Source organism: Pedobacter montanisoli, assembly GCF_022809115.1.
Lineage (GTDB): Bacteria > Bacteroidota > Bacteroidia > Sphingobacteriales > Sphingobacteriaceae > Pedobacter > Pedobacter montanisoli.
In genome coordinates, this window is the sequence record NZ_JALGBH010000002.1 from 644716 (window position 1) to 668186 (window position 23471).

19 protein-coding genes are annotated in these 23471 nt (G+C 36.7%); 13 read left to right on the forward strand and 6 right to left on the reverse strand.

Annotated features, from left to right (window positions below; genetic code table 11):
• Both MMF97_RS10580 and MMF97_RS14640 read right to left on the reverse strand, forming a co-directional pair.
• Positions 1-1986, reverse strand: coding sequence for a DUF3858 domain-containing protein (locus MMF97_RS10580; RefSeq protein ID WP_243362239.1), 1986 nt, complete (start codon positions 1984-1986; stop codon positions 1-3).
• A gap of 264 nt (positions 1987-2250) precedes the next feature.
• Positions 2251-4083 carry an outer membrane protein assembly factor BamB family protein gene (locus MMF97_RS14640; protein ID WP_243362241.1) on the reverse strand — a complete coding sequence of 611 codons (1833 nt, stop codon included), beginning with the start codon at positions 4081-4083 and terminating at the stop codon, positions 2251-2253.
• A gap of 228 nt (positions 4084-4311) precedes the next feature.
• Here MMF97_RS14640 and guaB point away from each other — a divergent pair, with 228 nt between their 5' ends.
• The 8 genes from guaB to MMF97_RS10625 all read left to right on the forward strand — a co-directional run bounded on the left by guaB (position 4312) and on the right by MMF97_RS10625 (position 13152).
• On the forward strand, positions 4312-5781 hold the full coding sequence (gene guaB / locus MMF97_RS10590) for an IMP dehydrogenase (RefSeq protein ID WP_243362243.1): 1470 nt from the start codon (positions 4312-4314) through the stop codon (positions 5779-5781).
• Positions 5782-5814: 33 nt separating this feature from the next.
• Positions 5815-6336: a hypothetical protein gene (locus tag MMF97_RS10595; protein ID WP_243362245.1), complete on the forward strand. Its 522-nt coding sequence runs from the start codon at positions 5815-5817 to the stop codon at positions 6334-6336.
• A gap of 183 nt (positions 6337-6519) precedes the next feature.
• The gene (locus MMF97_RS10600; RefSeq protein ID WP_243362247.1) at positions 6520-7578 is read left to right on the forward strand and encodes a hypothetical protein; all 1059 of its coding nucleotides are present in this window, start codon (positions 6520-6522) and stop codon (positions 7576-7578) included.
• 28 nt (positions 7579-7606) lie between these two features.
• A complete protein-coding gene (locus MMF97_RS10605; protein ID WP_243362249.1) occupies positions 7607-8272 on the forward strand; it encodes a head GIN domain-containing protein in 666 nt (221 codons plus the stop codon).
• A 17-nt stretch (positions 8273-8289) separates the two neighbouring features.
• On the forward strand, positions 8290-9777 hold the full coding sequence (locus tag MMF97_RS10610) for a DUF4833 domain-containing protein (protein WP_243362250.1): 1488 nt from the start codon (positions 8290-8292) through the stop codon (positions 9775-9777).
• 36 nt (positions 9778-9813) lie between these two features.
• A complete protein-coding gene (locus tag MMF97_RS10615) occupies positions 9814-10380 on the forward strand; it encodes an RNA polymerase sigma-70 factor (RefSeq protein ID WP_243362252.1) in 567 nt (188 codons plus the stop codon).
• Positions 10381-10390: 10 nt separating this feature from the next.
• Positions 10391-11365 carry a FecR family protein gene (locus MMF97_RS10620; RefSeq protein WP_243362253.1) on the forward strand — a complete coding sequence of 325 codons (975 nt, stop codon included), beginning with the start codon at positions 10391-10393 and terminating at the stop codon, positions 11363-11365.
• Complete coding sequence (locus tag MMF97_RS10625; RefSeq protein WP_243362254.1) at positions 11362-13152, forward strand: STN and carboxypeptidase regulatory-like domain-containing protein; 1791 nt, start codon at positions 11362-11364, stop codon at positions 13150-13152. The genes MMF97_RS10620 and MMF97_RS10625 overlap by 4 nt, the downstream gene beginning before the upstream one ends.
• 204 nt (positions 13153-13356) lie before the next feature.
• On the opposite strand, the gene MMF97_RS10630 is transcribed toward MMF97_RS10625, so the two are convergent.
• On the reverse strand, positions 13357-15411 hold the full coding sequence (locus MMF97_RS10630; RefSeq protein ID WP_243362255.1) for an OPT family oligopeptide transporter: 2055 nt from the start codon (positions 15409-15411) through the stop codon (positions 13357-13359).
• Positions 15412-15604: 193 nt separating this feature from the next.
• Between MMF97_RS10630 and MMF97_RS10635 the strand changes: the two genes are divergently transcribed.
• The 5 genes from MMF97_RS10635 (at position 15605) to rplT (ending at position 19387) form a co-directional block, all read left to right on the forward strand.
• Positions 15605-16105, forward strand: coding sequence for a D-glycero-alpha-D-manno-heptose-1,7-bisphosphate 7-phosphatase (locus MMF97_RS10635; protein WP_243362256.1), 501 nt, complete (start codon positions 15605-15607; stop codon positions 16103-16105).
• Positions 16106-16230: 125 nt separating this feature from the next.
• The gene (gene thrS / locus MMF97_RS10640) at positions 16231-18156 is read left to right on the forward strand and encodes a threonine--tRNA ligase (RefSeq protein WP_243362257.1); all 1926 of its coding nucleotides are present in this window, start codon (positions 16231-16233) and stop codon (positions 18154-18156) included.
• 11 nt (positions 18157-18167) lie between these two features.
• A complete protein-coding gene (infC, locus tag MMF97_RS10645; protein ID WP_243362258.1) occupies positions 18168-18740 on the forward strand; it encodes a translation initiation factor IF-3 in 573 nt (190 codons plus the stop codon).
• 25 nt (positions 18741-18765) lie between these two features.
• Complete coding sequence (gene rpmI, locus MMF97_RS10650; RefSeq protein ID WP_243362259.1) at positions 18766-18966, forward strand: 50S ribosomal protein L35; 201 nt, start codon at positions 18766-18768, stop codon at positions 18964-18966.
• A gap of 76 nt (positions 18967-19042) precedes the next feature.
• The gene (gene rplT / locus MMF97_RS10655; RefSeq protein WP_113661241.1) at positions 19043-19387 is read left to right on the forward strand and encodes a 50S ribosomal protein L20; all 345 of its coding nucleotides are present in this window, start codon (positions 19043-19045) and stop codon (positions 19385-19387) included.
• 209 nt (positions 19388-19596) lie between these two features.
• Here the strand turns inward: rplT and MMF97_RS10660 are convergent, their stop codons facing one another.
• Genes MMF97_RS10660 through MMF97_RS10670 form a run of 3 tightly spaced genes read right to left on the reverse strand, consistent with a single transcriptional unit; the run spans position 19597 to position 23443 of the window.
• Positions 19597-20325: an MIP/aquaporin family protein gene (locus MMF97_RS10660; protein WP_243362260.1), complete on the reverse strand. Its 729-nt coding sequence runs from the start codon at positions 20323-20325 to the stop codon at positions 19597-19599.
• 21 nt (positions 20326-20346) lie between these two features.
• Positions 20347-21837, reverse strand: a complete 1491-nt coding sequence (gene glpK, locus MMF97_RS10665; protein ID WP_243362262.1) for a glycerol kinase GlpK — start codon at positions 21835-21837, stop codon at positions 20347-20349.
• Between the two features lie 19 nt (positions 21838-21856).
• Positions 21857-23443, reverse strand: a complete 1587-nt coding sequence (locus MMF97_RS10670; protein WP_243362264.1) for a glycerol-3-phosphate dehydrogenase/oxidase — start codon at positions 23441-23443, stop codon at positions 21857-21859.
• Between the last annotated feature and the right edge of the window lie 28 nt (positions 23444-23471).

A 23471-nucleotide genomic window follows, 5' to 3' on the forward strand; every position in this document is an offset into this window, starting at 1 on the left:
TTAAGATTTCTTTTTAAACACAATTTGTTCTGCTTGTTTTTCAATAATCGTCTTAAATAGCTCTTTGATATCAAAATATTCTTCTGGTTTGAAAAGTGTTTTATTGATTTCTATTGTACTTCTAACCAATACGGTTTTGTCTTGATTTATAAAGCTTATGCTAAAAGAGCCTTTATTTTCGGGTAATTTAAATACACCTCCCTGCGGCAATTTTTCAATATCATAATCTGCTGGAAAGTTAATGATGGCTCTAATACTTTCTTTCATAGGGTAAGCAAAATCTACCGGGAAATTTCTGGTTTCGTGCTTAAAGAAGTTTTCCTTAGTTCTTTCGTATAATAAAGGATTTAAGTAAATTAAATTGCCAGCTTCTTCTACATTTTCTTCAATGGTTACAGCTAATTCTTCACTTAAAATCTCGTCAAAATTATCGAGGTTGTTCAGTTTGTAACTATCTATTTCCAAACCCTGTTTATCTTTTTTGATGTTCTTTATAAATTCAGCTTCATTTGCATTTGAACGGTAGCTGTTTCTTCTGGAAAGAGCTCCATAACCTTTATAGTATTGTAAAATGCTTCCTTTTAACTTATTTTCTTTATCAAGGGTTAGCATATAACTGTATATTTTTTCATCTCCAAATTCTGGTTCTGTGGTAATCCAAGCTCCGGTTTCTGTTTTGATATCAATAGAAAAACCCTGATGATTGAGGTTTTCAAATGAAACCATCCCTAAAAAATGATCTTTGTTGGTAGCATCTAAAATCAAATCTTTGCCTAAGCCCTTAACATGTACCAATACACTATTAAATTTCGTTATTAAAGGAAAGCCAGGGTGCATACCATTACTCCTTGTGCTAACTAAAAGAGCATTTGCATCAATTTTAGCTTCTCTAAGAAAACTTAACAATAGCAAATTGATATCGGCTGAGTTGCCAGTTTTTTTGTCTAATATTGTTTTTGGGTTAAGCTCACTCGTATATAAATTATAACTGTCATTCCATTTTACATTACTTTTAATATAATTGTAAATCAAGGTGGTAATTTTCAATGGGTCAGTTTCTGTTTTGATAATGCTAGGAAGAAGGGATTTGGCAGCTGCATTTTTTTTGACAAATAAGCCAAAGTTTTCGTCACTAACTAGGCCTTTAATAATTTTAGGCCAATTGCCTGTAAGATCTCTGTAAGTATCATTAGGATAACGGGTTCCCATCAGTTCAAAATCAATGGATGTCATATAATCATCTACGGTAGTAATGAAAGGTTCTTTTTTTAAAGAAGGAACATTTTCCATTACGTATTGCGTATAGGTTGCATTAGAATTAATTCCTATAATATAGTTGGCATTTACCATTTCATTTTTAGTCTGGTTAATTTTGTAATAACCCTGATAAGATGGTTTGTAAACAAAATATTCAGGAATTCTCACATTGTACTCTGAATAGAGGGTTGGAATATCAGATTGAAAGGTCCATCCTCTTAAATTGAAGATGAAAGGAGAACTAATGGCATATTTATATTCTATGATTGAACCTTCCTTAACGTTACCTAAAGTGTACTTTTTGATTTGGTAATTTTTGTTGAATTCTTCAGTAAACTTTGAATCTTTACTAAGTTTAGTTACGGCCATTTTGCCAGCCTCCATATTATAGGTTGCAGCCTCCATTCTTAACAAATCTTCTCTGTTACTATTACTGCTTTTGTATAATGGAATTTTGAAATCGGCTAAATCATAAGCGTTTTTATTAATGATTTTATAACGTATATGTCTTTCAAATATAAAACTAAAACCAGTCCTTTCATTATATTGGAAATAGCAATCACCTACATCAAAAATTTTCACGGCAGCAGCAGCAGAATCTTGTCCACTGGGTCTGATGTTAAAATCTTCGGGATTAATTTTGCCAAACTTGAATTCCTTTTTTTGAGCGTAAGTGGTTACAGACAGGCATACAATGCCCAATATGTAGATAAGGCGATTAATTTTCATGATTCTTTTAAAACGCAATGATAATAAAGAAAAAACAAAAAACGAGTAAATTAAATTTTAATTTACTCGTTTTTAAATAACAGTATCAGCCGTTTATTTGCTGATATCTTTATCAATCACCTTAATGGTGGTTTTTAGGTATAATCTGTTTCAGATTTATTTATCGTAATCTAATCTCTCATCAGCTATTTAAATACAAGCATCTGTTTCATCAGCGGTAGGATGTAAAATCATCGCATCAGAGTATTGCTTGAAAAATGGGAGTTATTTAACCTTTAATAAGGTTACTATACCATCCATTGTACTTGCCAGTACAGTATTTTTATCAATTACTTTAAAACTGTTAACCATGGCATTATCAATTTTATGCGCCCATATGGTTTCTTTGGTTTTAGGATTGATTGCATAGATAATTCCGTTCTTTGTGCCAAAAAACAAGATACCATCTTTTTCTATCAGATCAGAAGGCGTATGCTCGTAACCATAACCTACATTAATTTTTTCGGCTATGCCATTATCTGTATCTGATGTTTTGTAGGCAACGATGTAATCATTCATGGTTTTGCCATATACTAATGAGCTATCAGCAGATAAACCGATCGACTCACGTACGGTAGCTTCTTTATTACGCCATAAAGTTTCGCCATTATGAGCATTGATAGCAGTTAATACCCGATCTGGAGCTGCAATATATACGATACCATTGGCTGCTACTGGTGTGCACATGGCAGGAGAGAACATGCGGTTGGCGCTGCCATTGGTCCATTTCCACTGTAAACTGCCTGTTTTTAAATCTAAAGCATATAAATAACGTCCCCATGATCCGAAAATAATTTTGCCTTGGTAAATAAGCGGTTTGCCAACAATGGTTCCTTCTACTTCGCTAAATTTCCAAATGCTTTTGCCTGTTTTAAGGTCCAGGCATTGAAAAGTATTGTCGCTAGCACCAATGTAAACTTTACCATCATGAATTATCGGGGAACCGAGAATAGATTTTTGGGCAGCAACTTTCCAAACCTGTTTACCGTTGGTGGTGTTCAGCGCATAAATATTGCCATCGCCAGAGCCTAGTACAACTAGATTTGCGCTAATAGCAGGAGAGGAGTAAATGGCACCTTTGGTTTTGAAAGTCCATACCAGTTTACCATTATTTCTGTTCAATGCTTCAACATGGCCTAAACTGTTTCCGAAAACAACCAAGTTGTTTGTATAAGCAGGTGTATTTACTACATTGGCATTGCTATGATAAGTCCATGCAGCTTTTGTATTGGCATAAGTCTGGTTAATGGCATAACTCGGTCTCTCATAAGATTTACCGTTATCTACAAAAGTTTTTAAAGCAATTTTACGCCATGCAGGTGCTAATTCTCCTGCTGGCTTTTTGGTGGCAAAGAAAACAGAATCTTTATTCATGGTTACAATATTGTATCCGCCAACTGCATCATTAGCCCTTAAATTGGATCTGCCCATTGTAGCAGGAATACCCTCAAAATCGTGAGCTTTGTTTTGGTGGCCATGCCCGCAAATCGCGTATTGTATGTTGTATTTTTTTAATCGATCGGTTATTTCATACCAATTATCCAGACTGTTATCAACAGGGTAGTGGTTTACAAAAATCAAAGGCATGGTTTTAGGGGTCTTTTTCAATAAGCTATCTAACCATACAGTGGCATCACGAGGTATATGCCCATCACTCATTCTTACATAAGGTCCCGATGCACAAGCTATAAAACGATAACCGTTGTAATCGAAGGTAAATTTATCATATCCAAAATTTTTAATGAAAGAAACACCGCCAGATTCAGACCAGCCTGTATCGTGGTTACCAGGAATGATATAATAAGGTTTTTTAAGATCGGCAAGAATGGTTTTAGCTAATTTAAGCTCTTCATCTGTGCCCATTTCGGTAATATCACCGGTTATGATTATAAAATTGATATCGTCCTGCTGATTAATATCAGCAACTGTTCTGCGCAGATCTTCTTCACCTGTAGCGGTACCTACATGGGTATCGGTAACATGTGCATATTTAAAATTCTGTGCAAAAGTTAAGCTGGTAACACTACATAAAATAAGGAATAAAACTAATTTTTTCACGTTCTGTTTTGTTTAATGAACAACTAAGTTAGCACTTGAAAATGTTTTTTGTGTTATCATATTGAGAGTTTTACATTCTCTTTCTTTTAAGCTTGGAAATTGGTTTTACAGCCACTTCCTGAACTGGACAATAGAATTGATTTACAAAAAATCAACAAATTTAATTTTAATTTAAAATGCTAACTCCGTATATTTGCCCGGCAAATAATAAATCTTAATTTATTTGCTATGCAACTTGATCCCCACAAATTTCTTGCTTTAGGTTTAACATACGATGACGTACTTTTGGTACCTGCGTATTCAGAAATTCTGCCTCGTGAAGTTAACACCAGCACTCATTTAACCAAGAAAATAAAACTTAATGTGCCATTGGTTTCTGCGGCCATGGATACGGTTACAGAAGCAGAACTGGCCATTGCCATTGCGCAAAATGGTGGTTTAGGTATGTTGCATAAGAACATGTCTATAGAAAGACAGGCTGAAGAAGTACGTAAAGTAAAACGTTCTGAAAGCGGTATGATCCAAGATCCGGTTACTTTATTGGAGACATCGGTTGTTGCTGATGCTTTTCAGATTATGAAAGAACATAAAATAGGTGGTATTCCTGTAGTAAATGCAGATAATAAACTGGTAGGCATTATTACCAACAGAGATTTGCGTTTCCAAAAAGACATGAAGAAACCTATTGCGCAGATCATGACCAAAGATAACCTGATTACTGCACCGGTAGGCACAACACTAAAAGAAGCTGAAGAAATTTTACAAAACCATAAAATTGAAAAACTTCCGGTAGTAACCAAAGATGGGGCACTAAATGGATTGATTACCTTTAAAGACATACAAAAGGTTAAGCATTACCCAACAGCCTGTAAAGATGAAATGGGACGTTTACGTGTAGGTGCCGCTGTAGGTGTAACCGCAGATACCATGCAACGTGTAGACGCGTTGGTAAAAGCAGGCGTAGATGTAATTGCTATTGATACTGCACACGGACATTCAAAAGGTGTAATTGATAAATTAAAAGAAGTAAAAACTAAATATCCTGATTTACAGGTAATAGCCGGAAACATAGCTACAGGCGCTGCTGCAAAAGCTTTAGCCGATGCAGGAGCCGATGCCGTAAAAGTAGGTATTGGACCTGGTTCTATTTGTACCACACGTATTATTGCCGGAGTAGGTGTGCCACAGTTATATGCAGTTTATGAATGTGCAAAAGCATTAAAAGGTACAGGTGTACCTGTAATTGCCGATGGTGGTATCAAGCATACAGGTGATATAGCTAAAGCTATTGCTGCTGGTGCAAGCACCGTTATGGCAGGTTCTTTATTTGCAGGTGTAGAAGAAAGTCCTGGTGAAACCATCATTTATGAAGGACGTAAATTTAAATCATATCGTGGTATGGGTTCTATTGAAGCCATGGAACAAGGTTCTAAAGACCGTTATTTTCAGGATGTAGAGGATGATATCAAGAAACTTGTACCAGAAGGTATTGTAGGTCGTGTACCATATAAAGGAACTCTAGCTGAAGTAATGTACCAGTATATAGGTGGTTTACGTGCAAGTATGGGTTATGTAGGCGCTGCATCTATAGAAAAACTACAGGAAGCCCAGTTTGTACAGATTACGGCAGCCGGTATGCGTGAGAGTCATCCACATGATATTACCATTACCAAAGAAGCACCAAATTATAGCAGATAGAACTTTATCTGAAGAAACAAGGTAGTATTAATTATGTTTAGGATATCTCTAGCACTTTCTTTTATTATTCTGATAACCATAAAACAACAGTGTTTTGCACAGAAAATTGTTTTTAACTGGGGAACTCAACAAGCTGATTTAAATTACAATGAATGTTATCAATCATTAATAAAACTAAATTTAGGAACAACAAAAACTAAAGAATTAGCTGATTGTATATTTGGTAAATTGAAGTCTAAGTTTCCTAAAGGTGTTAACTTGGATACTAATCAATTTATAGAAATCATTAAGCAACTAATGAAAAGTTGCTTTTATGAACAAAATGTTCAAGACGAATTACCCTTTTTTTGGAATGAGCAATATTTAAAGGGATTTAGGGTAGCAATGTTGAAATCTATGCCTTTTGAATTTTCTGAAGACCAAAAAAATAAGCTGTTTGATTGTGCTTTAAAAAAATTAAAGGAAAAATATCCCAATGATGGATTTAAAATTGCTGAAATAAGAAAGGATTTTGAAAAGATAGCTAAAGATTGTGAGTTAGAAATAATTAAATAAATACTTTACATAGATATTAACGAATTTGAATAAAAAGGGCATCTTATTGATTGCCCTTTTTTTGTTAACTGTAGTTGCTTAAAAAGCCAAAATATTTTTTTTCAGGAGACGTAGGGGTAGGTGTACACTTTGTTGTCTTGTATTTAAATAAGATACAAGATGAAGAAATCATACTACACACAAATGTCAAAACAATGCCTTAAAGCAGCGGTATTTATATTATCGTTTGTGGGCATTGTTAAAAATGTAAGCGCACAGAATACCCAAACATTTAAGGCCAATATTGGGCTGGTATATCCTTTGAGCACAAATGGAACCCATGCTCCTTTAGATACCAACAACCTTTCTCTTAATTTAATAGCAGGTGTTTCATCGGCAGAAAATGGCAGCTCTTTTGCGGGTTTATCTAATGTAGTCCGTCACTATACCAAAGGTGCACAATTTGCAGGTTTTTCAAATCATATCGGAACCGAAGCAAACGGTGCTGTATTTGCCGGATTTTTAAATACCTATCGTTCAGCAAAAGGTGTACAGTTTGCTGGTTTTGCCAATGTAGCCCAAAATAATGTAACCGGAGCACAGTTTGCAAGCTTTATCAATACGGTAAAAGACCTCAAAGGCAGTCAGTTTGCTGGTTTTATTAATGTCTCCAAAAATGTAGAAGGTAACCAGTTTGCCGGTTTTATCAACGTTGCTAAGAATGTAAAAGGCATACAAGCTGCAGGTTTTATCAATATTGCTGAAAACAGCGACTTCCCGATAGGTATCATCAATCTGGTTAAAAATGGAGAGAAAAGCATAGCTGCAACCATTGATGATGACCAAACGTCTATGCTAACGTTCAGGTCGGGCGGAAAATATCTGTATGGTATTATAGGTGTGGGCTATAATTTTAAAAATAAAGAAGAAATCTATGCCTTTGAAGCTGGTTTAGGAGCACACTTCTTCCAGTCGAGGCATTTCAGGTTAAATACAGAACTGGTACAGGGAATGTTGGAAAGTTTTGAGAGAGGAGAATATATAAAAAGTACGTTAAGGGTATTGCCAGCACTTAAAATCACTAAATCGTTCGAGATTTTTGCAGGGCCTTCTTTGAATTTTGTTTCAACGAACAGTCCAGAAGGTTTATTGCTTCATTCCGAAGGCAATAGAAATGTTCTCCACACCTGGAACAACCGTTGGTCTGATTACAGACAGACTTTGTACGTAGGGTACCAAGCTGGTTTAAAGGTTATTTTTTAAAAGAATTTAATACATAAAATATAAACACATGAAAAGAACATTATATCTAAATATGGTACTGGTCTTAAGTTTAATTTTAACCTTTACCGCATGTAAAAAAGAAGTAATCACCGCAAATGGCCATGTTGTTTCAGAAGATAGAAATGTAGGTCAGTTTACAGGACTTAACTCGGACGGCAGTACGCCGGTTCGCATCAAATATGGGATATCCTATAATGTAAGAATAAAAGGATCTACAAATATCATCCCTTATTTTACCACCCGTGTAGTAAACAATAAACTCAATATTGGTTTTGACAACGCATACATCAGGCATGATGATATTGAAGTGGAGATTACGATGCCAACTTTTAACAGGATTTTATTGAGCGGAAGCGGAAAAGTTGAAATAGAAGGTGCTTTTGAAACGCTGCCTTTTCTAAACATAGGTGTAAGCGGGTCAGGAGATGTGCTATTGAACAATTACCTAGATGCTCATGAGGTTGACATAGAAATCTCGGGATCGGGTAAGGCCGATTTTAAAAAGCTAAATGCAAAATATGCAGATGTTAGTATATCAGGTAGTGGTCATGCTTTTGTACAGGTAGAAGAGAAATTGAAAGCCCACATCAGCGGTAGCGGGAAAATATATTATGCCGGAAATCCGCTTATAGAGCAATACATCAGTGGTAGCGGAAAAGTAATCAGATTTTAAGCATTAATAATGGATTTATGGTTGCTCAGTTTAATTGGTCGGTTTTAGGTTCTGTTTTTGGAGCCGAAAAGCTTTCGATAGACGAACTCTATCATCTGCAAAATAACGTTCCCAATCTCATGGTATATGCGCTACCTTTGGTTGTTGTATTTACCGTACTTGAGTTTGTGCTGTCAAAAATCTTTAAGCATGAGGATTTTCAGGCTCAGGAACTAAAAGGTTCATTATTTGTTGGTTTAGGAAACTTAATCGTCAATTTACTGCTAAAATCAGCCTTGTTAATGGGGGCGGTATGGCTGTACAATTTATTACCTTGGCGCATACATTTTAGCTGGTTAAGTCTTATTCCCTGTTTTATCATTTACGATTTTTGTAGTTACTGGTCGCACCGCATCTCGCACTTTAACCGTTTTTTCTGGGCATCGCATGTGGTACATCATTCTGCCGAACATTATAACCTTACCGTTGCTTTCAGACAAAGCTGGGTACAGCATGTTAAAATTGTTTTCTTTATTCCGGTAGCTTTATGTGGTTTTCATCCCATCATATTTTTATTGGCTAGCCAGTTAAGTACATTATACCAGTTTTGGGTACATACAGAAACCATAGGTAAGCTTCATCCGTTTATTGAAAAGTATTTGGGTACACCGTCTAATCATCGTGTACATCATGGCAGTCAGGAAAAATATATAGATAAGAATTTTGGTGCTACGTTCATGATGTGGGATCATTGGTTCGGCACATTTCAATACGAAGAAGAAAAACCCAGATATGGACTTACCACACCTCTTGCCGAAAAAGGCAATCCTTTTGTACTTAATTTTCACGAATATCGAGATATTGTTAAGGATATCAGGCAAAGTAACAGCTTAAGAGAAATATTGTTTTTCCTGTTTGCGAGCCCTGCAAAAATATATCGCTATAAATCCTCTGAAATAAGGAAAGTAAAAACACAAAAACTAAATTACTTGTATGCCACTATAGTAGTGCTTACTCTTTTGATCATAGGACAATGTGCTTTTGCACAGGATAGATTGCCCGAGCCTAAATTGAAAAACCTGTTGTTCTTTCTTCAGCGTACGCCCGATGCCAATACGGTGGTTTACCAACTTAACTACAATCAATATGGAACCTTAGATACCAAAGTGCCTATAAAAGCTTCGTGGATCAGATACGAAGAGAACGGGATTTACAAGGATCTGACCAATATAGAAAAGAAACTGGCTTATGGTGTGCAATGCAAATACATAGGAAACGATGCTTATGAGGTACGGTTGGTATCATATAAGAAACTGCCAATGTACCTGCTCAAATCTAAAGAAGATCAGCAACATAAACTTTATATTAAAGAAGAAGGGAAAGACTTGTTGCTAAAACGCGTTTTTGTTAAAGTAGAAAAAAATACTTTTATGTTTCCAAGAGTTCAATATATAGATTTGTTTACGGTTGATAGTGATAACGGACATGAAATACTAAAAAGAATTAACATAGCACAGGCTAACTAAAGTTGCCAAACTTCTATATTTGAACCAGTAATTAACGTGAATACCACTACAGGAACATATAACGATAGCGCATTTGAGCAGTTGTTTAAAGCCAACTATAAGGCCTTGCATGCCTATGCCCATATGATATTAAAAGATGAAGAAACTGCCGAAGAAATTGTGCAATCCATGTTCTTAAAACTATGGGAAAAACGATATCTTTTGGAAACGCAGAATTCTGTGAAAGCATATCTGTATAGATGTATTTATAACGATAGCCTTAACTTTTTGAAACATGAAAAAGTTAAAGTAAAATACCAGGATTTTACAGTACATACCATGGATACGCATAGCCTTTCTGCATCACATAAAATAGAGCTTTCAGAATTGCAAAACCAATTGAAAAAAGCATTGAATGAGCTACCTGAACAATGTAGAACCATATTTCAGTTAAGCCGTTTTGAAGAATTAAAATATAAAGAAATAGCCGAACAACTAGGCATTTCAATTAAAACGGTAGAAAACCAGATGGGTAAAGCACTTAAGATACTACGCTCAAAACTGGTAGATTTTATGGTACTGTTGCTATTGGGATTAGGGAATTATCATGATTATTTAAATTAAGCAAAACGATATGGATGATGAATTATTGATAAAGTTTCTGCTTAAAGAAACCTCTGAAAAAGAAAATGCCGAAGTACAGGACTGGATTAGTGCTGATGGGGAAAATGAAAAATATTTTAAACAGCTTGAACAGATCTGGAATGAGAGTGCTGGTTTGGCAATTCAGTCTTCGGTAGATGAAGAGCTGGCCTGGCAAAAATTTAAAACAAGAGTAGTCCCAAAAGAAGAAAATATACTGCCTGCTCAGTTAAAAGTAAAACGAAATAACAGTAATTTAAAATGGTTAAGCATAGCTGCAACGCTATTTATTGTGGCAGGCGCATGGTTAGTTTACAGTTTGATAGGTAGTGGCTACACAGAAGTTTCAAGCGAGGCCTTGGTCGTGAATAAGGCATTGCCAGATGGGTCTCAACTGGTGCTAAATAAAAATACCACACTTAGTTACGCAGATGATTTTAAGCAAAACCGCAAAGTATTGCTATTAAGAGGAGAGGTGTTTTTTGATGTGGCACATGACCGCTCACATCCCTTTACCATTTCAATGGATCAGGTAAATGTACGAGTAGTAGGTACTTCTTTTAACATCAAACGAAATGCAAACAGTATAGAGGTAATTGTAGAAAGCGGTGTAGTTAAGGTTAAGAAAAACCAGAGCGAAATAAGCTTGGTAAAAGGTGAAAGAATAACTATAGGTACTGATGCTAAGGCACAACTTGTAAAACAGGTCAATGAAGACGAATTGTATAATTATTACCGTACGCAGCTTTTTGTAGCCCGTAATACGCCGCTTTACAGATTGGTAAATGTACTTAACGAGGCTTATGGCGTACAGATTGTACCTGCTGATGATATTAAAGGGTTAAGGATATATACAACCCTTCCGTTCAATAACCTAGATAAAAACCTGAATAATATATGTGATGCATTAGATTTGGAAATACAGCGTAACCAAAACCAGATTTTGTTGTCTAAAAAACGTAAATGAGAACCAGACTATTATTCTTTATCATCCTATTTTTTAGCTGTTTTTTAGCCCAGGCGCAAACCGCTGTAAATTACAATCAGAGCAATTTAGCCAAAAGAGTAACCTTAGATCTTAAATATAATCGTATAAGCGATGTATTACAGAAAATAAGCAATGCAGGAAAATTTTACTTCGCTTATAATGGGGCCTTGTTCAAACAAGACAGCGTAGTTAACCTCAATGTAAAAAATATAGCTGTGCGTGATGTATTGGACCAGCTTTTTGAAGGTAAAGTAGCTTATAAAGAAAACGAGGAATATATCATTTTAAGGTATGCTGCAAATCGGTTTTCTATAGAGGCAGAAAGTATTGTTACAGCAGAAAACCTTTATGCTATTACCGGTTATGTGGTAGATATACAGACAGGTAAAAGAGTAAAAAATGCCAGTGTCTATGAAAAACGCTTATTGCAATCGGCGCTTACGGATGAAGAAGGTACTTTTAACCTCAAATTTAAGGGTGAGCATAAATCAATTGTATTAACGGCAAGTAAAGAGAATTACCGTGATACATCTCTTGTATTTTTATCCAGTATAAATGTAAAACCTCAGGGCTATGATGATCCCGATAAGGAAAAAGGAACGCTTTTTTCAGATATGCTGGATAACTTTCGTATAAGCCGTTGGTTTACTTCTTCAAAGCAACGTATTCAAAATATTAACATACCCAATTTTTTAGCCAATATGCCTATACAAGCCTCTTTAACACCGGGTTTAAGCTCGCAGGGTAAAATGAGTACAAGTGTAGTCAATAAATTTTCGTTAAATCTTATAGGCGGTTATACAGCCGGAGTTGACGGTATGGAGATCGCAGGAGTTTTTAATCTTGACAAAGGAAATGTACAATATGTACAGGTGGCAGGTGCATTTAATGTGGTGGGAGGATTGACCAAAGGCGTGCAAATAGCAGGAGCATTAAATATAAACGGACAAGATGTTAAAGGTGTTCAGGTATCGGGTGCTTTTAATAATGTGCAGCGAAACATGGAGGGTGTACAAGTATCAGGTTTAAATTATGTAAGACGTTCAGCAAAAGCAGTTCAGATATCGGCCGTAGGAAATATTATAACCGATGACCTGCAAGGTTTACAGATTACCGGAATTGGTAATGTTGTAAGTAAAAACACAAAAGGGGTTCAAATAGCAGCTTTGGGTAATATCACATCAGGATTAATGCGAGGGATACAGATATCGGGTATTTTTAACTATGCCAAGTCAAATAAAGGTTTGCAGATCGGGTTGATTAATGCGGCTGATTCTTCATCTGGCGTTAGTTTAGGCTTGTTTAATTTCGTTAAGAACGGTTATCATAAAATCAGCATTTCTTCAAATGAATTGATTAATGCCAACATAGCTTTTAAAAGTGGCAATGCCAACCTGTACACCATATTTATGTTGGGCAAGAACTTTGTTAAAGATGAAAATATAGAAACCTTTGGTTTGGGATTTGGACATGATTTTTTTGCAGGAAAACTGTTTTCTGTGGCTGCTGAGCTAAGTGCCCAACATCTTTACCTCGGGCAGTGGGACTATGTCAATATTTTAAACAAATTTCAGCTTAACCTACAATTCCGTGTTTTTAAAGGATTGAGTATATACGGTGGGCCTGTTGCCAATTATTATGTGACCAATGCTCCTGCAGATTATAGGAGTCCTGTAGGCTACAAACAAATAGATCCTGCTAATAGTAAAATCATCAGAGGTCACAAGGGCTGGTTAGGATGGAATGCAGGAATTACTTTGTTTTAAGATAATAGGGTGCGTCACCTGACTTGGAACGAAGTGTAAAGCTACGGAGTAAATTCATTTCAGGGTCTATAGACTTTGATTAAAATAACACTTTTCTTGTAGATGCAAGTTCAGCATGACAACTACGAGTTAATCAGGGTATTTTGCAATAAACAAAAAAGGTGCAGCAATCATGCTACACCTGTAATCTTAGTGTATAATAACCTATAATTCTTCCTGCTTTTTCATACTAATTCTATACAATACAAAAGCCATGATTAAAAAGAAGATAACGCCCAATAACTGGTAACCGCCATCTCCTAAAATCTGAGTAAGGAAAGTTTCTGTATTTACCTTTCCTAAATTGTCATTTACCGAAGGAATAACCGTTAAAATAGCCACTATAACTCCTGCAATGGCACCTCCGGCCACTAAGCCTGTGGCAAATAAATTACCCGGTGCAATTTCTTCTTCTTCGGCAGATTTGGTTTTTTTCTTTTCTCTCCAGTTTACAATACCTTTAACCGCACCACCAGCAAAAATGGGAAGGGTAGTAGATAAAGGCAGATAAGCACCAACAGCAAAAGACAAAGCATTTATGCCGCAAAGTTCTATGGTAATCGCTATAAAAACACCAACCAATACATATTGCCAGTCTAAGTTAAAAGAAAGCATACCTTTAATTAAAGTAGCCATTAATGTAGCTTGTGGAGCAGCATATTTTTCTGTACCTATAGCATGGGTAATGCCCTGATTAAGCATTTCAGTAGTAGGGGTATCTAAGATCCTTACAGTTACGCCAATTACGATCGAAGAAACAATAGCCCCTATAAATAAGGCTAATTGCTGGTATTTAGGCGTTGCACCCACAATATACCCAGTTTTCAAATCTTGAGATGTAGCTCCAGCATTAGCTGCGGCAATACAGATCATGCCACCTACAACCAAAGCCATAGGTTCATATATTTTTCCTGTCCACCCAACAGCAATAAACACCAGACAGGTTCCCATAATAGTAGCTATAGTCATACCCGAAATTGGGTTGTTGCTTGAACCGATTAAACCTACAATACGACTTGAAACCGTAACGAAGAATGCGCCAAAAACAATCACTAAAAGACCAATAATCAGTTTATTTACGATACTGTCGCCCGGTATTTGTGGTAAAATAGCCATTAAAATAATCAGGGCTAAACTTCCTAAGGCTACCACTTTTAAAGAAAGATCACGCTCAGTACGTTTAACCTCTGCCTTTTCATCTTTATTTTTAATGGAACCTAAACTATCTTTAAATGAAGAAACAATGGTAGGAATGGTTTTTAATAGGGTAATGAAACCACCTGCAGCAACGGCGCCTGCACCAATCTGTTTCACAAAAGCTTGATAAATGGCTCTTGGATAATCTGCAAAAGTATGTGTAAGAGGATCCCATCCGCCTACGCCACCCGGTTTAGTGATATCGGCAAGCATGCCTAATTTAATCAATTGTTTGGCCGCAATAACAGGATCTATCAAAGTAGCTAACAAAGGGATAATGCCCAGCCATGCCAATACACCACCGGCAACCAGTACGCCTGCAATTTTAGGTCCTATGATATAACCCACGCCTAAATATTCAGGTGTAATTTCACCACTTACCTGTGCTGAAGGGAGGAACTTATTGGCCTGTTTGGTTGCCCATGTTGGGGCTTCTGCTATTAAATGGAAAACTTTTTGCAATAAGGCATAAACCAGTGAAAATCCTAAACCCCAAAAAGCTGTTTTGGCAAAGTTTCCTCCTTTTTCACCGGCTTCTAATACCGATGCACAAGCTGTACCTTCTGGATATGGCAGGTTTTTGTGTTCTTTTACAATGAGCGATTTACGCAAAGGTATCATCATTAAAGTACCCAAAGCGCCCCCTAAAATAGCCAGTATAAGAATGGTCATGTAATTAAAAAAAGCATCACCTGTACTTTGCCTACTTTCGCTCACACTTAGAAACAAAAATCCCGGAAGGGTAAAAACTACACCTGCAGCAATGGATTCGCCTGCCGAACCTGTAGTCTGGATAATGTTATTTTCTAAGATAGTGGTCTTAAAAAAACGTTTGCCTAAGGTTATGGCTAAAACAGCGATAGGAATAGAAGCAGAAACTGTTAATCCCGCTTTCAAGGCCAGATAAACGGTTGCAGCACCAAAAATAATGCCTGCAATACAACCTAATAAAATAGATTTTATGGTAAACTCGGCCATTTTTTGTTCGGCCGGAACAAAGGGTTTAAAATCTTCGGAACTCATTTAAGAAATTTTTAGGAAAATAAAATTACAAATATTAAGCAATTATGGAATAGCTAAAATGATAACGTTCAGTAAATCAATAACAAAAGAAACAAGTTAGAAATTAGAACTTAACAATTGGTAAATCTAATTTAAAACTCAAAATAACCGTTTAAATTAAGGTCTAAATAGTACATTTGTGCTTTAGACGAAAATGACTAACAAAGCTATATTTTTAGATCGCGACGGTGTTTTAAATAAGGAAATCGGCGATTATATCTGTAGGGTTGATGACTTTGAAGTGCTTACCTATCAGATACCTGTACTGAAACGTTTTTTTGATGAAGACTACATGCTTATTGTTATCACCAATCAAGGCGGACTGGCGTTAAAAAGATATACTGAAGAAGAACTAGCCATGATGCACCAAATCTTAAAACAAACTTATGTAAAACAAGGTGCCGATATTACTGCTTTTTATTACTGCAAGCACCACCCAACAGTAGATGGAGAATGCAAATGTCGTAAGCCTAAATCGGGAATGGTTTTAGATGCTATTGATATGTTTGATATAGATCCTGAGCAGTCTGTAATGATAGGTGATAAACCGCGTGATGTTGAAGCAGCCAATGGCGCAGGTGTAAAAGGCATTTTAATAGAGCCTAATCAGCAATTAGATTATGATGAAATCAAAGCTGTTCTAAACGGTAAATAAACCCTGTTTATCTGCGAAATTGGTCTTATAATTAAGAATCTAATTACTATCTTTGTGAAAAATAAATCACACACGTAAGTGATTTTGCAAAACAATTTATTTTAAACTTTAAATCATAGTTGTAGATGATTAACATTACTTTACCTGATGGCTCTGTACGTCAGTATGAAAAGGGCGTAAATGCCCATCAGATTGCTCTATCAATCTCAGAAGGCTTAGCAAGAAATGTATTGGCAGCAGAAGTGAACGGAGAAGTTTGGGACAGTTCACGTCCAATTGAGAACGATTCTACGGTTAAATTATTAACCTGGAATGATCCACAGGGAAAATCTACTTTTTGGCACTCATCAGCTCACTTAATGGCTGAGGCTTTGGAAGCACTTTATCCGGGCACTAAATTTGGTATTGGTCCGGCTATTGAGACAGGTTTTTACTACGATGTAGATTTTGGCGATCGCGAGTTCTCATCTGATGATTTCAAGCAGATTGAAGATAAAATGCTTGAACTGGCTAAACAAAAAGAAGTTTTTGAACGTGAAAACGTAAGTAAAGCCGATGCTATAAAGTATTTTACTGAAAAAGGCGATGAGTACAAATTAGACCTCATAGATGGTTTACAAGACGGTCAGATTACTTTCTATACACAAGGAAATTTTACTGATTTGTGTCGTGGGCCACACATCCCAAATACAGGTTTTATCAAAGCTATAAAGCTGATGAACGTTGCCGGAGCTTACTGGCGTGGCGATGAAACCAAAAAACAATTGACCCGTATTTATGGTGTTACTTTCCCTAAAGCGAGTGAGCTTACTGAATATCTTCATATGATTGAAGAGGCTAAGAAGCGTGATCACCGTAAATTAGGTAAAGAATTGGAACTGTTTACTTTTTCTGAAAAAGTAGGTATGGGTTTACCGATGTGGTTACCTAAAGGAACTGCTTTGCGTGAGCGTTTGGTACAATTCTTAACTAAGGCGCAGCAAAAAACAGGTTACGAGCAAGTAATTACACCTCATATTGGTCATAAGAATTTATACATTACTTCAGGCCATTATGAAAAATATGGTAAAGACAGCTTTCAGCCTATAAAAACACCACAAGAAGGTGAGGAGTTCTTATTAAAACCAATGAACTGTCCGCATCACTGCGAATTATATAAATTTAAACCACGTTCATACAAAGATCTTCCGGTTCGTTTTGCAGAATTTGGTACCGTATATCGTTATGAGCAAAGTGGAGAGCTGCATGGCTTAACCCGTGTACGTGGCTTTACTCAGGACGATGCGCATTTGTTCTGCCGCCCTGATCAGGTAAAAGAAGAATTTAAGAAGGTGATAGATTTGGTGTTGCATGTTTTTAGTGCTTTAGGCTTTACAGAATATGTGGCACAGATATCGTTAAGAGATCCTGAAAATAAATCTAAATACATTGGTTCTGATGAAAACTGGAGATTGGCAGAGCAGGCCATTATCGAATCGGCAGAGGAGAAAGGTTTGCCTACTGTAGTAGAGTATGGCGAAGCAGCGTTTTATGGGCCTAAATTAGATTTTATGGTTCGTGATGCGCTAGGTAGAAAATGGCAACTAGGGACCATTCAGGTTGACTACAATTTACCTGAGCGTTTTGAACTTGAATATACAGGTAGCGATAATCAAAAACACAGACCGGTAATGATACACAGGGCACCTTTTGGTTCTATGGAACGCTTTGTTGCTGTACTGATAGAACACTGTGCTGGTAATTTCCCATTATGGTTGTCGCCCGAGCAATATATTATTCTTCCTATCTCAGAAAAATATGAAGAATATGCAAAAAAAGTTTCAGAAGAGCTAAATAATTCCGATATTCGCGGTCTGATTGACTTCCGTGATGAGAAAATTGGAAGGAAAATCAGAGATGCTGAGGTTAAAAAACTGCCTTATATGTTAATTATAGGGGAGAAAGAGATGGAAGAAGGCAAAGTTTCAGTTCGTAAACACGGCGAAGGAGATTTAGGCTCGATGACTTTAGCAGAATTTAGCGCATTAATTAATAAAGAAGTAACAGTTTAACAATTAAGCATTTGGCATTAGGAAGACCAGGATTTAATAGGGGGCCGCGAGCACCTTTTAAAAAGAAAGAAGCAGAACACAGAATTAATGAGTTTATAACGGCTCAGGAAGTTAGGCTAGCTGGAGATAATGTAGAGCAGGGTATTTATCCTTTGTCAAAAGCATTGGCAATTGCTGATGAGCTTGAATTGGATTTGGTAGAGATTTCTCCAAATGCCAATCCACCGGTTTGCCGTATCATGGATTATAGTAAATTCCTGTACGAGCAAAAGAAAAAGCAAAAGGAAATTAAAGCCAATGCTAAGCAGACCGTTATCAAGGAAATCCGTTTCGGACCTAATACGAACGAGCATGATTTCCAGTTTAAGTTAAAACATGCTATCAGCTTTTTAGAGAACGGTGAAAAAGTTAGGGCTTATGTACACTTTAAAGGTAGAGCCATTGTTTACAAAGAACAAGGTGAAATTTTATTGTTAAAGTTTGCACAGGCTTTAGAAGAAGTAGGCAAGGTAGAATTGCTACCTAAGCTAGAAGGTAAACGTATGTTCTTAACCGTAGCGCCTAAAGCAACAGTAAAAAAATAGTAAACTATATAAATTAAAACAGGTTATGCCAAAAATGAAAACCAATTCCAGTGCCAAAAAGCGTTTTTCGCTTACTGGAACAGGTAAAATTGCAAGAAAGAACGCCTACAAAAGCCACATCTTAACTAAGAAAAGCACTAAACGTAAGCGTAACTTAGGCCAGACTAGTCTGGTAAATGATGCAGATATGGGCAACGTTAAACGTATGCTTTGCATCGGTAAGTAATCAATTTTTTAACCAGATACTCGGTCGATCAAGTTTGCTTTAAAAAGCAACACCGCTTATCAAAAAACAACACATTATGCCTCGTTCGGTAAACGTAGTAGCTGCAAGACGCAGAAGAAAAAAAGTCCTAAATATGGCCAAAGGCTATTGGGGCTCAAGAAGCAAAGTTTTTACTATTGCTAAAAACACGGTTGAAAAAGGTTTGCAATATGCATACCGTGACCGTAAAGCTAAAAAAAGAGAGTTTCGTGCATTATGGATCCAGCGTATTAACGCCGGAGCTCGTGAGCATGGCATTTCTTACTCGCAATTAATTGGTAAGTTAGCTGCTAAAAACATCGGTTTAAACCGTAAAGTATTAGCTGATTTAGCAATGAACAACAAGGAAGCTTTTAAAGCTGTAATTGATGCGGTAAAATAAGAGAAAGAAATTTCTAATAAAAAAGGGAGCAATTTTGCTTCCTTTTTTGTTTTGTAGGTTTTTAATAGTTGATTTAAATTATAATCTTAATGCTATTTTGTTCCTGCATTAACATTCTTTAAAAAGATAGATCCTAAAACGAGTTCAGGATGACGATGAGGTAGAGTTTGAACCATCTTGAATTTGTAAAACCCTTAAATTAACAAGGGCTAACTTAATATCAAATATAGCATTGCAGCTAAGCTACCGCCTATAATAGGTCCTAATACTGGAACCCAAGCATAAGCCCAGTCTGTTTTAGCTTTGTCTTTAATGGGTACAATTGCATGTATAATGCGAGGGCCTAAATCTCTTGCCGGGTTCATGGCATAACCAGTTGTGCCGCCTAATGCCAAACCTAATACCCAAACTAAAAAAGCTACAGGTATTGCACCTATTGAACCCAAACCGATAGGAGTTTTAGGATCTTCTAACTGTGCATTGGTAAAATAAAATATAACGAAAAGCAGTACAAATGTGGCCAAAATCTCAGAAAACAGATTGGATGTCAAGTTTCTTATAGCAGGAGCTGTGGCGAAAGGTGCTGCTTTCAGGTTTTTATCAGCAGTTGCATCAAAATGATCTTTATAGAATAGCCAAACCAGCAAAGAACCTATCATAGCACCGCCTAACTGGGCAAGTGCATATAAAGGGACCTTAGCCCAGTCAAATTTATGTGCAATGGCCAGTGCTATACTAACAGCAGGGTTTAGGTGAGCACCGCTATAAGGAGCAGCTACTACCACACCTGTAAATACTGCTAAAGCCCATGCGGTTGTAATTACAATCCATCCGCTGTTATTACCTTTTGTGCCATTTAAAACAACATTAGCCACAACACCGCCACCTAATAAGATCATTAGAGCAGTGCCAATAAATTCGGCAGTAAGTTCGTTCATAGTTTATTTTTTGGTTAAGTTCTAGTCTTCAGTATTGGCTATAGCTGCTTTGACAGCTCTTTTCCATCCTTTAGTATGCTGGCCGTGATCAATAGTAGTGTCTGCATTAAAAGTTTGATCTACCTGCCATTGTTTTTTAATCTGTTCAATATCTTTCCAGAATCCGGTTGCCAATCCGGCCAAATATGCTGCTCCAGTAGCAGTTACTTCGGTTACTTTTGGTCTGATTACTTTTTTCTGTAAAAGGTCTGCCTGGAACTGCATCAATGTATTATTAGCTGTGGCACCACCATCTACACGCAACTCACTAATGGCGATATCTGCATCAGATTGCATGGCATTGATTACATCCATAGTTTGAAAGGCAATGCTTTCAAGTGCAGCTCTGGCAATATGAGCTTTATTGGCACCACGGGTAAGACCTGTTATTGTACCTCTGGCATATTGGTTCCAATAAGGTGCTCCTAAACCTGCAAAAGCCGGTACGATATAAACACCCTGCGTATCTTTAACTTTCATTGCCAACTCTTCAACTTCAGATGATTTATGTATGATACCTAATTCATCGCGTAGCCATTGTACAATAGCACCACCAATAAATATGCTACCTTCAAGTGCATAAATTACTTCGTTGTTAATTTTCCAGGCAATGGTAGTTAAAAGGTTATTTTTTGATATTTTAGGTATGGATCCTATGTTCATTAACATAAAGCATCCCGTTCCGTAAGTGTTCTTTACCATTCCTGTGCTGGTACACATTTGGCCAAAAAGAGCTGCCTGTTGGTCGCCGGCTATACCGGCTATGCAAATTTTAGCTGCTAAGATATTTCCTGCTGTTTCGCCATATATTTCACTTGAAGATTTTACTTCAGGTAAAATTGATCTTGGGATATCGAAAATATTGAGTAGCTCATCATCCCATGTTAAGGTATGGATATTATATAGCATGGTTCTCGATGCATTGGTAACATCGGTTACATGTTCTTTTCCTCCTGTTAAATTCCATACAAGCCAACTGTCTATAGTGCCAAAAGCCAGCTGATCTTTTTCTGCAAGTTCACGTGCTCCGTCAACATGATTTAGAATCCAGTTGATTTTGGTAGCAGAAAAATAAGAGTCAATGATAAGACCAGTCTTTTCCTGTATTTTTTCAGTAAGTCCCAATGCTTTTTTTTCATCGCAATAAGCTGAAGTACGTCTGTCTTGCCATACTATAGCATTGTATATAGGTCTTCCTGTTTTTTTATTCCATAAAACAGTAGTCTCGCGCTGGTTGGTTATACCTATTGAGTTGATTTCGACTGCATTTATGCGAGCTTTTGCCAGAGCTTCTGTAGCTACTGCTAGCTGAGTAGACCATATTTCATTGGCATCATGCTCTACCCATCCGGCATGTGGATAGATTTGCTTAAATTCTTTCTGGGCAATGGATATGATATCGCCATTAACATCAAAAATAATAGCTCTTGAGCTGGTAGTTCCCTGATCTAACGCTAAAATGTATTTATCCATAGTTTGTTAATTTGCGGGTTTAGTTGGCAACGGCCAATTGTTCATTTTTTGAATGATAAATATAACCGTTAGCTAAATTTATAAATAAATTAATCTGGTTTCTTTCCCAATTGGTATCAAAGCCCATTTCTTTTGCCATAAGAACAGCTACCTGAGGTGCCATTTCCATTGCAGCTCTGGCATCTACAAAAAGTATTCTGAGGCGTCGGCTCAGAATATCTTCTACTGTTTCAGCCATTTCGTTGCGGGTACACCAGATGATTTCTGCTGCCGTATGTGGGAAATCAGTATGAAGCTTGCTGCCTAACTTAGGATTTTCCTCAATTAAAGCTTCTATATGTTTTCTGTCACTACCATAGGTGTTAAGATAACTATCGTCAGTTAAATTTATATTGCCATGAATAGTTAAATGATCTGTTTGTGAGTTGATATTACCCAAATCGGCATGTTTCATAGCTAGGTCAACTGTTTCTTCGGCCATACGTCTGTAAGTGGTCCATTTACCGCCAGTAATGGTAATCAGTCCTTTTGCCGATACCATTAGTTTATGATCTCTGCTGATTTCTTTGGTACTGTTGCTGTTAGGATCGGTAGGAGCGGCTAATGGACGTAAACCTGAAAATACACTTAAAATATCTTTTTCTGTAGGTGCTTTGGTAAAATAAGCCGCAGCAGTATTTAAAATGAAATCAGTTTCTTCTTTTAAGGCTCTTGGTTCAAGGCTATGTTCATTTAAAGGTGTATCTGTAGTGCCAACCAATAAATGTTCATGCCAAGGAACAGCAAAAAGCACTCTGCCATCTGTAGTTTTTGGAATCATCAATGCCGAATCGCTTTTCAGGAATTCATTTTTTAATACAACATGAACACCCTGGCTTGGTCTTACCATAGGTTTGGCCTTTGGATTGTTCATTTGCAAAATATCATCAACAAATACGCCGGTAGCATTGATTACCACTTTGGCAGAAAGCTTAAAGGTTTCTCCTGTAATTACATCTTGTACCTCTACGCCTTTAACTTCCTCATTTTGATTAATAAGGTTTACAACTTTCATGTAATTAATGAGTGTTGCACCTTTTTCTTTTGCGGTTTGGGCTAAATTTATAGCTAATCTAGAATCATCAAATTTACCATCAAAGTAGCTGATGCCACCCTTTAAGCCTTGTTGTTTGATGCCGGGCATTCTACTTAAGGTTTCGGTTTTGGATAAATATTTTGATGAACCAAAGCTGTATTTCCCAGCTAACCAATCGTACATCTTTAATCCCGTAAGATATTTGATTACATCAAACCAATTATAGCAGGGAATGATAAATTCTTCCTTTTTAACTAAATGAGAAGCGTTTTTTTCTAATAAACCTCTTTCTTTTAATGCATGTTTTACCAGTCCAATATCTCCTTGAGCCAGGTAGCGTACACCTCCATGCACCAATTTAGTGCTTCTACTTGACGTACCTTTTGCAAAATCGGCTTGTTCCACTAATAAGGTTTTTAAACCCCGGCTGGCTGCATCTACAGCAGTACCCAAACCTGTAGCTCCTCCACCTATAATGATAATATCCCAGTTTGATTGATTTGATAATGTATATGCGTGTATTCTTTGCATTTCAAAATGTAATATGTAATAAAACGAA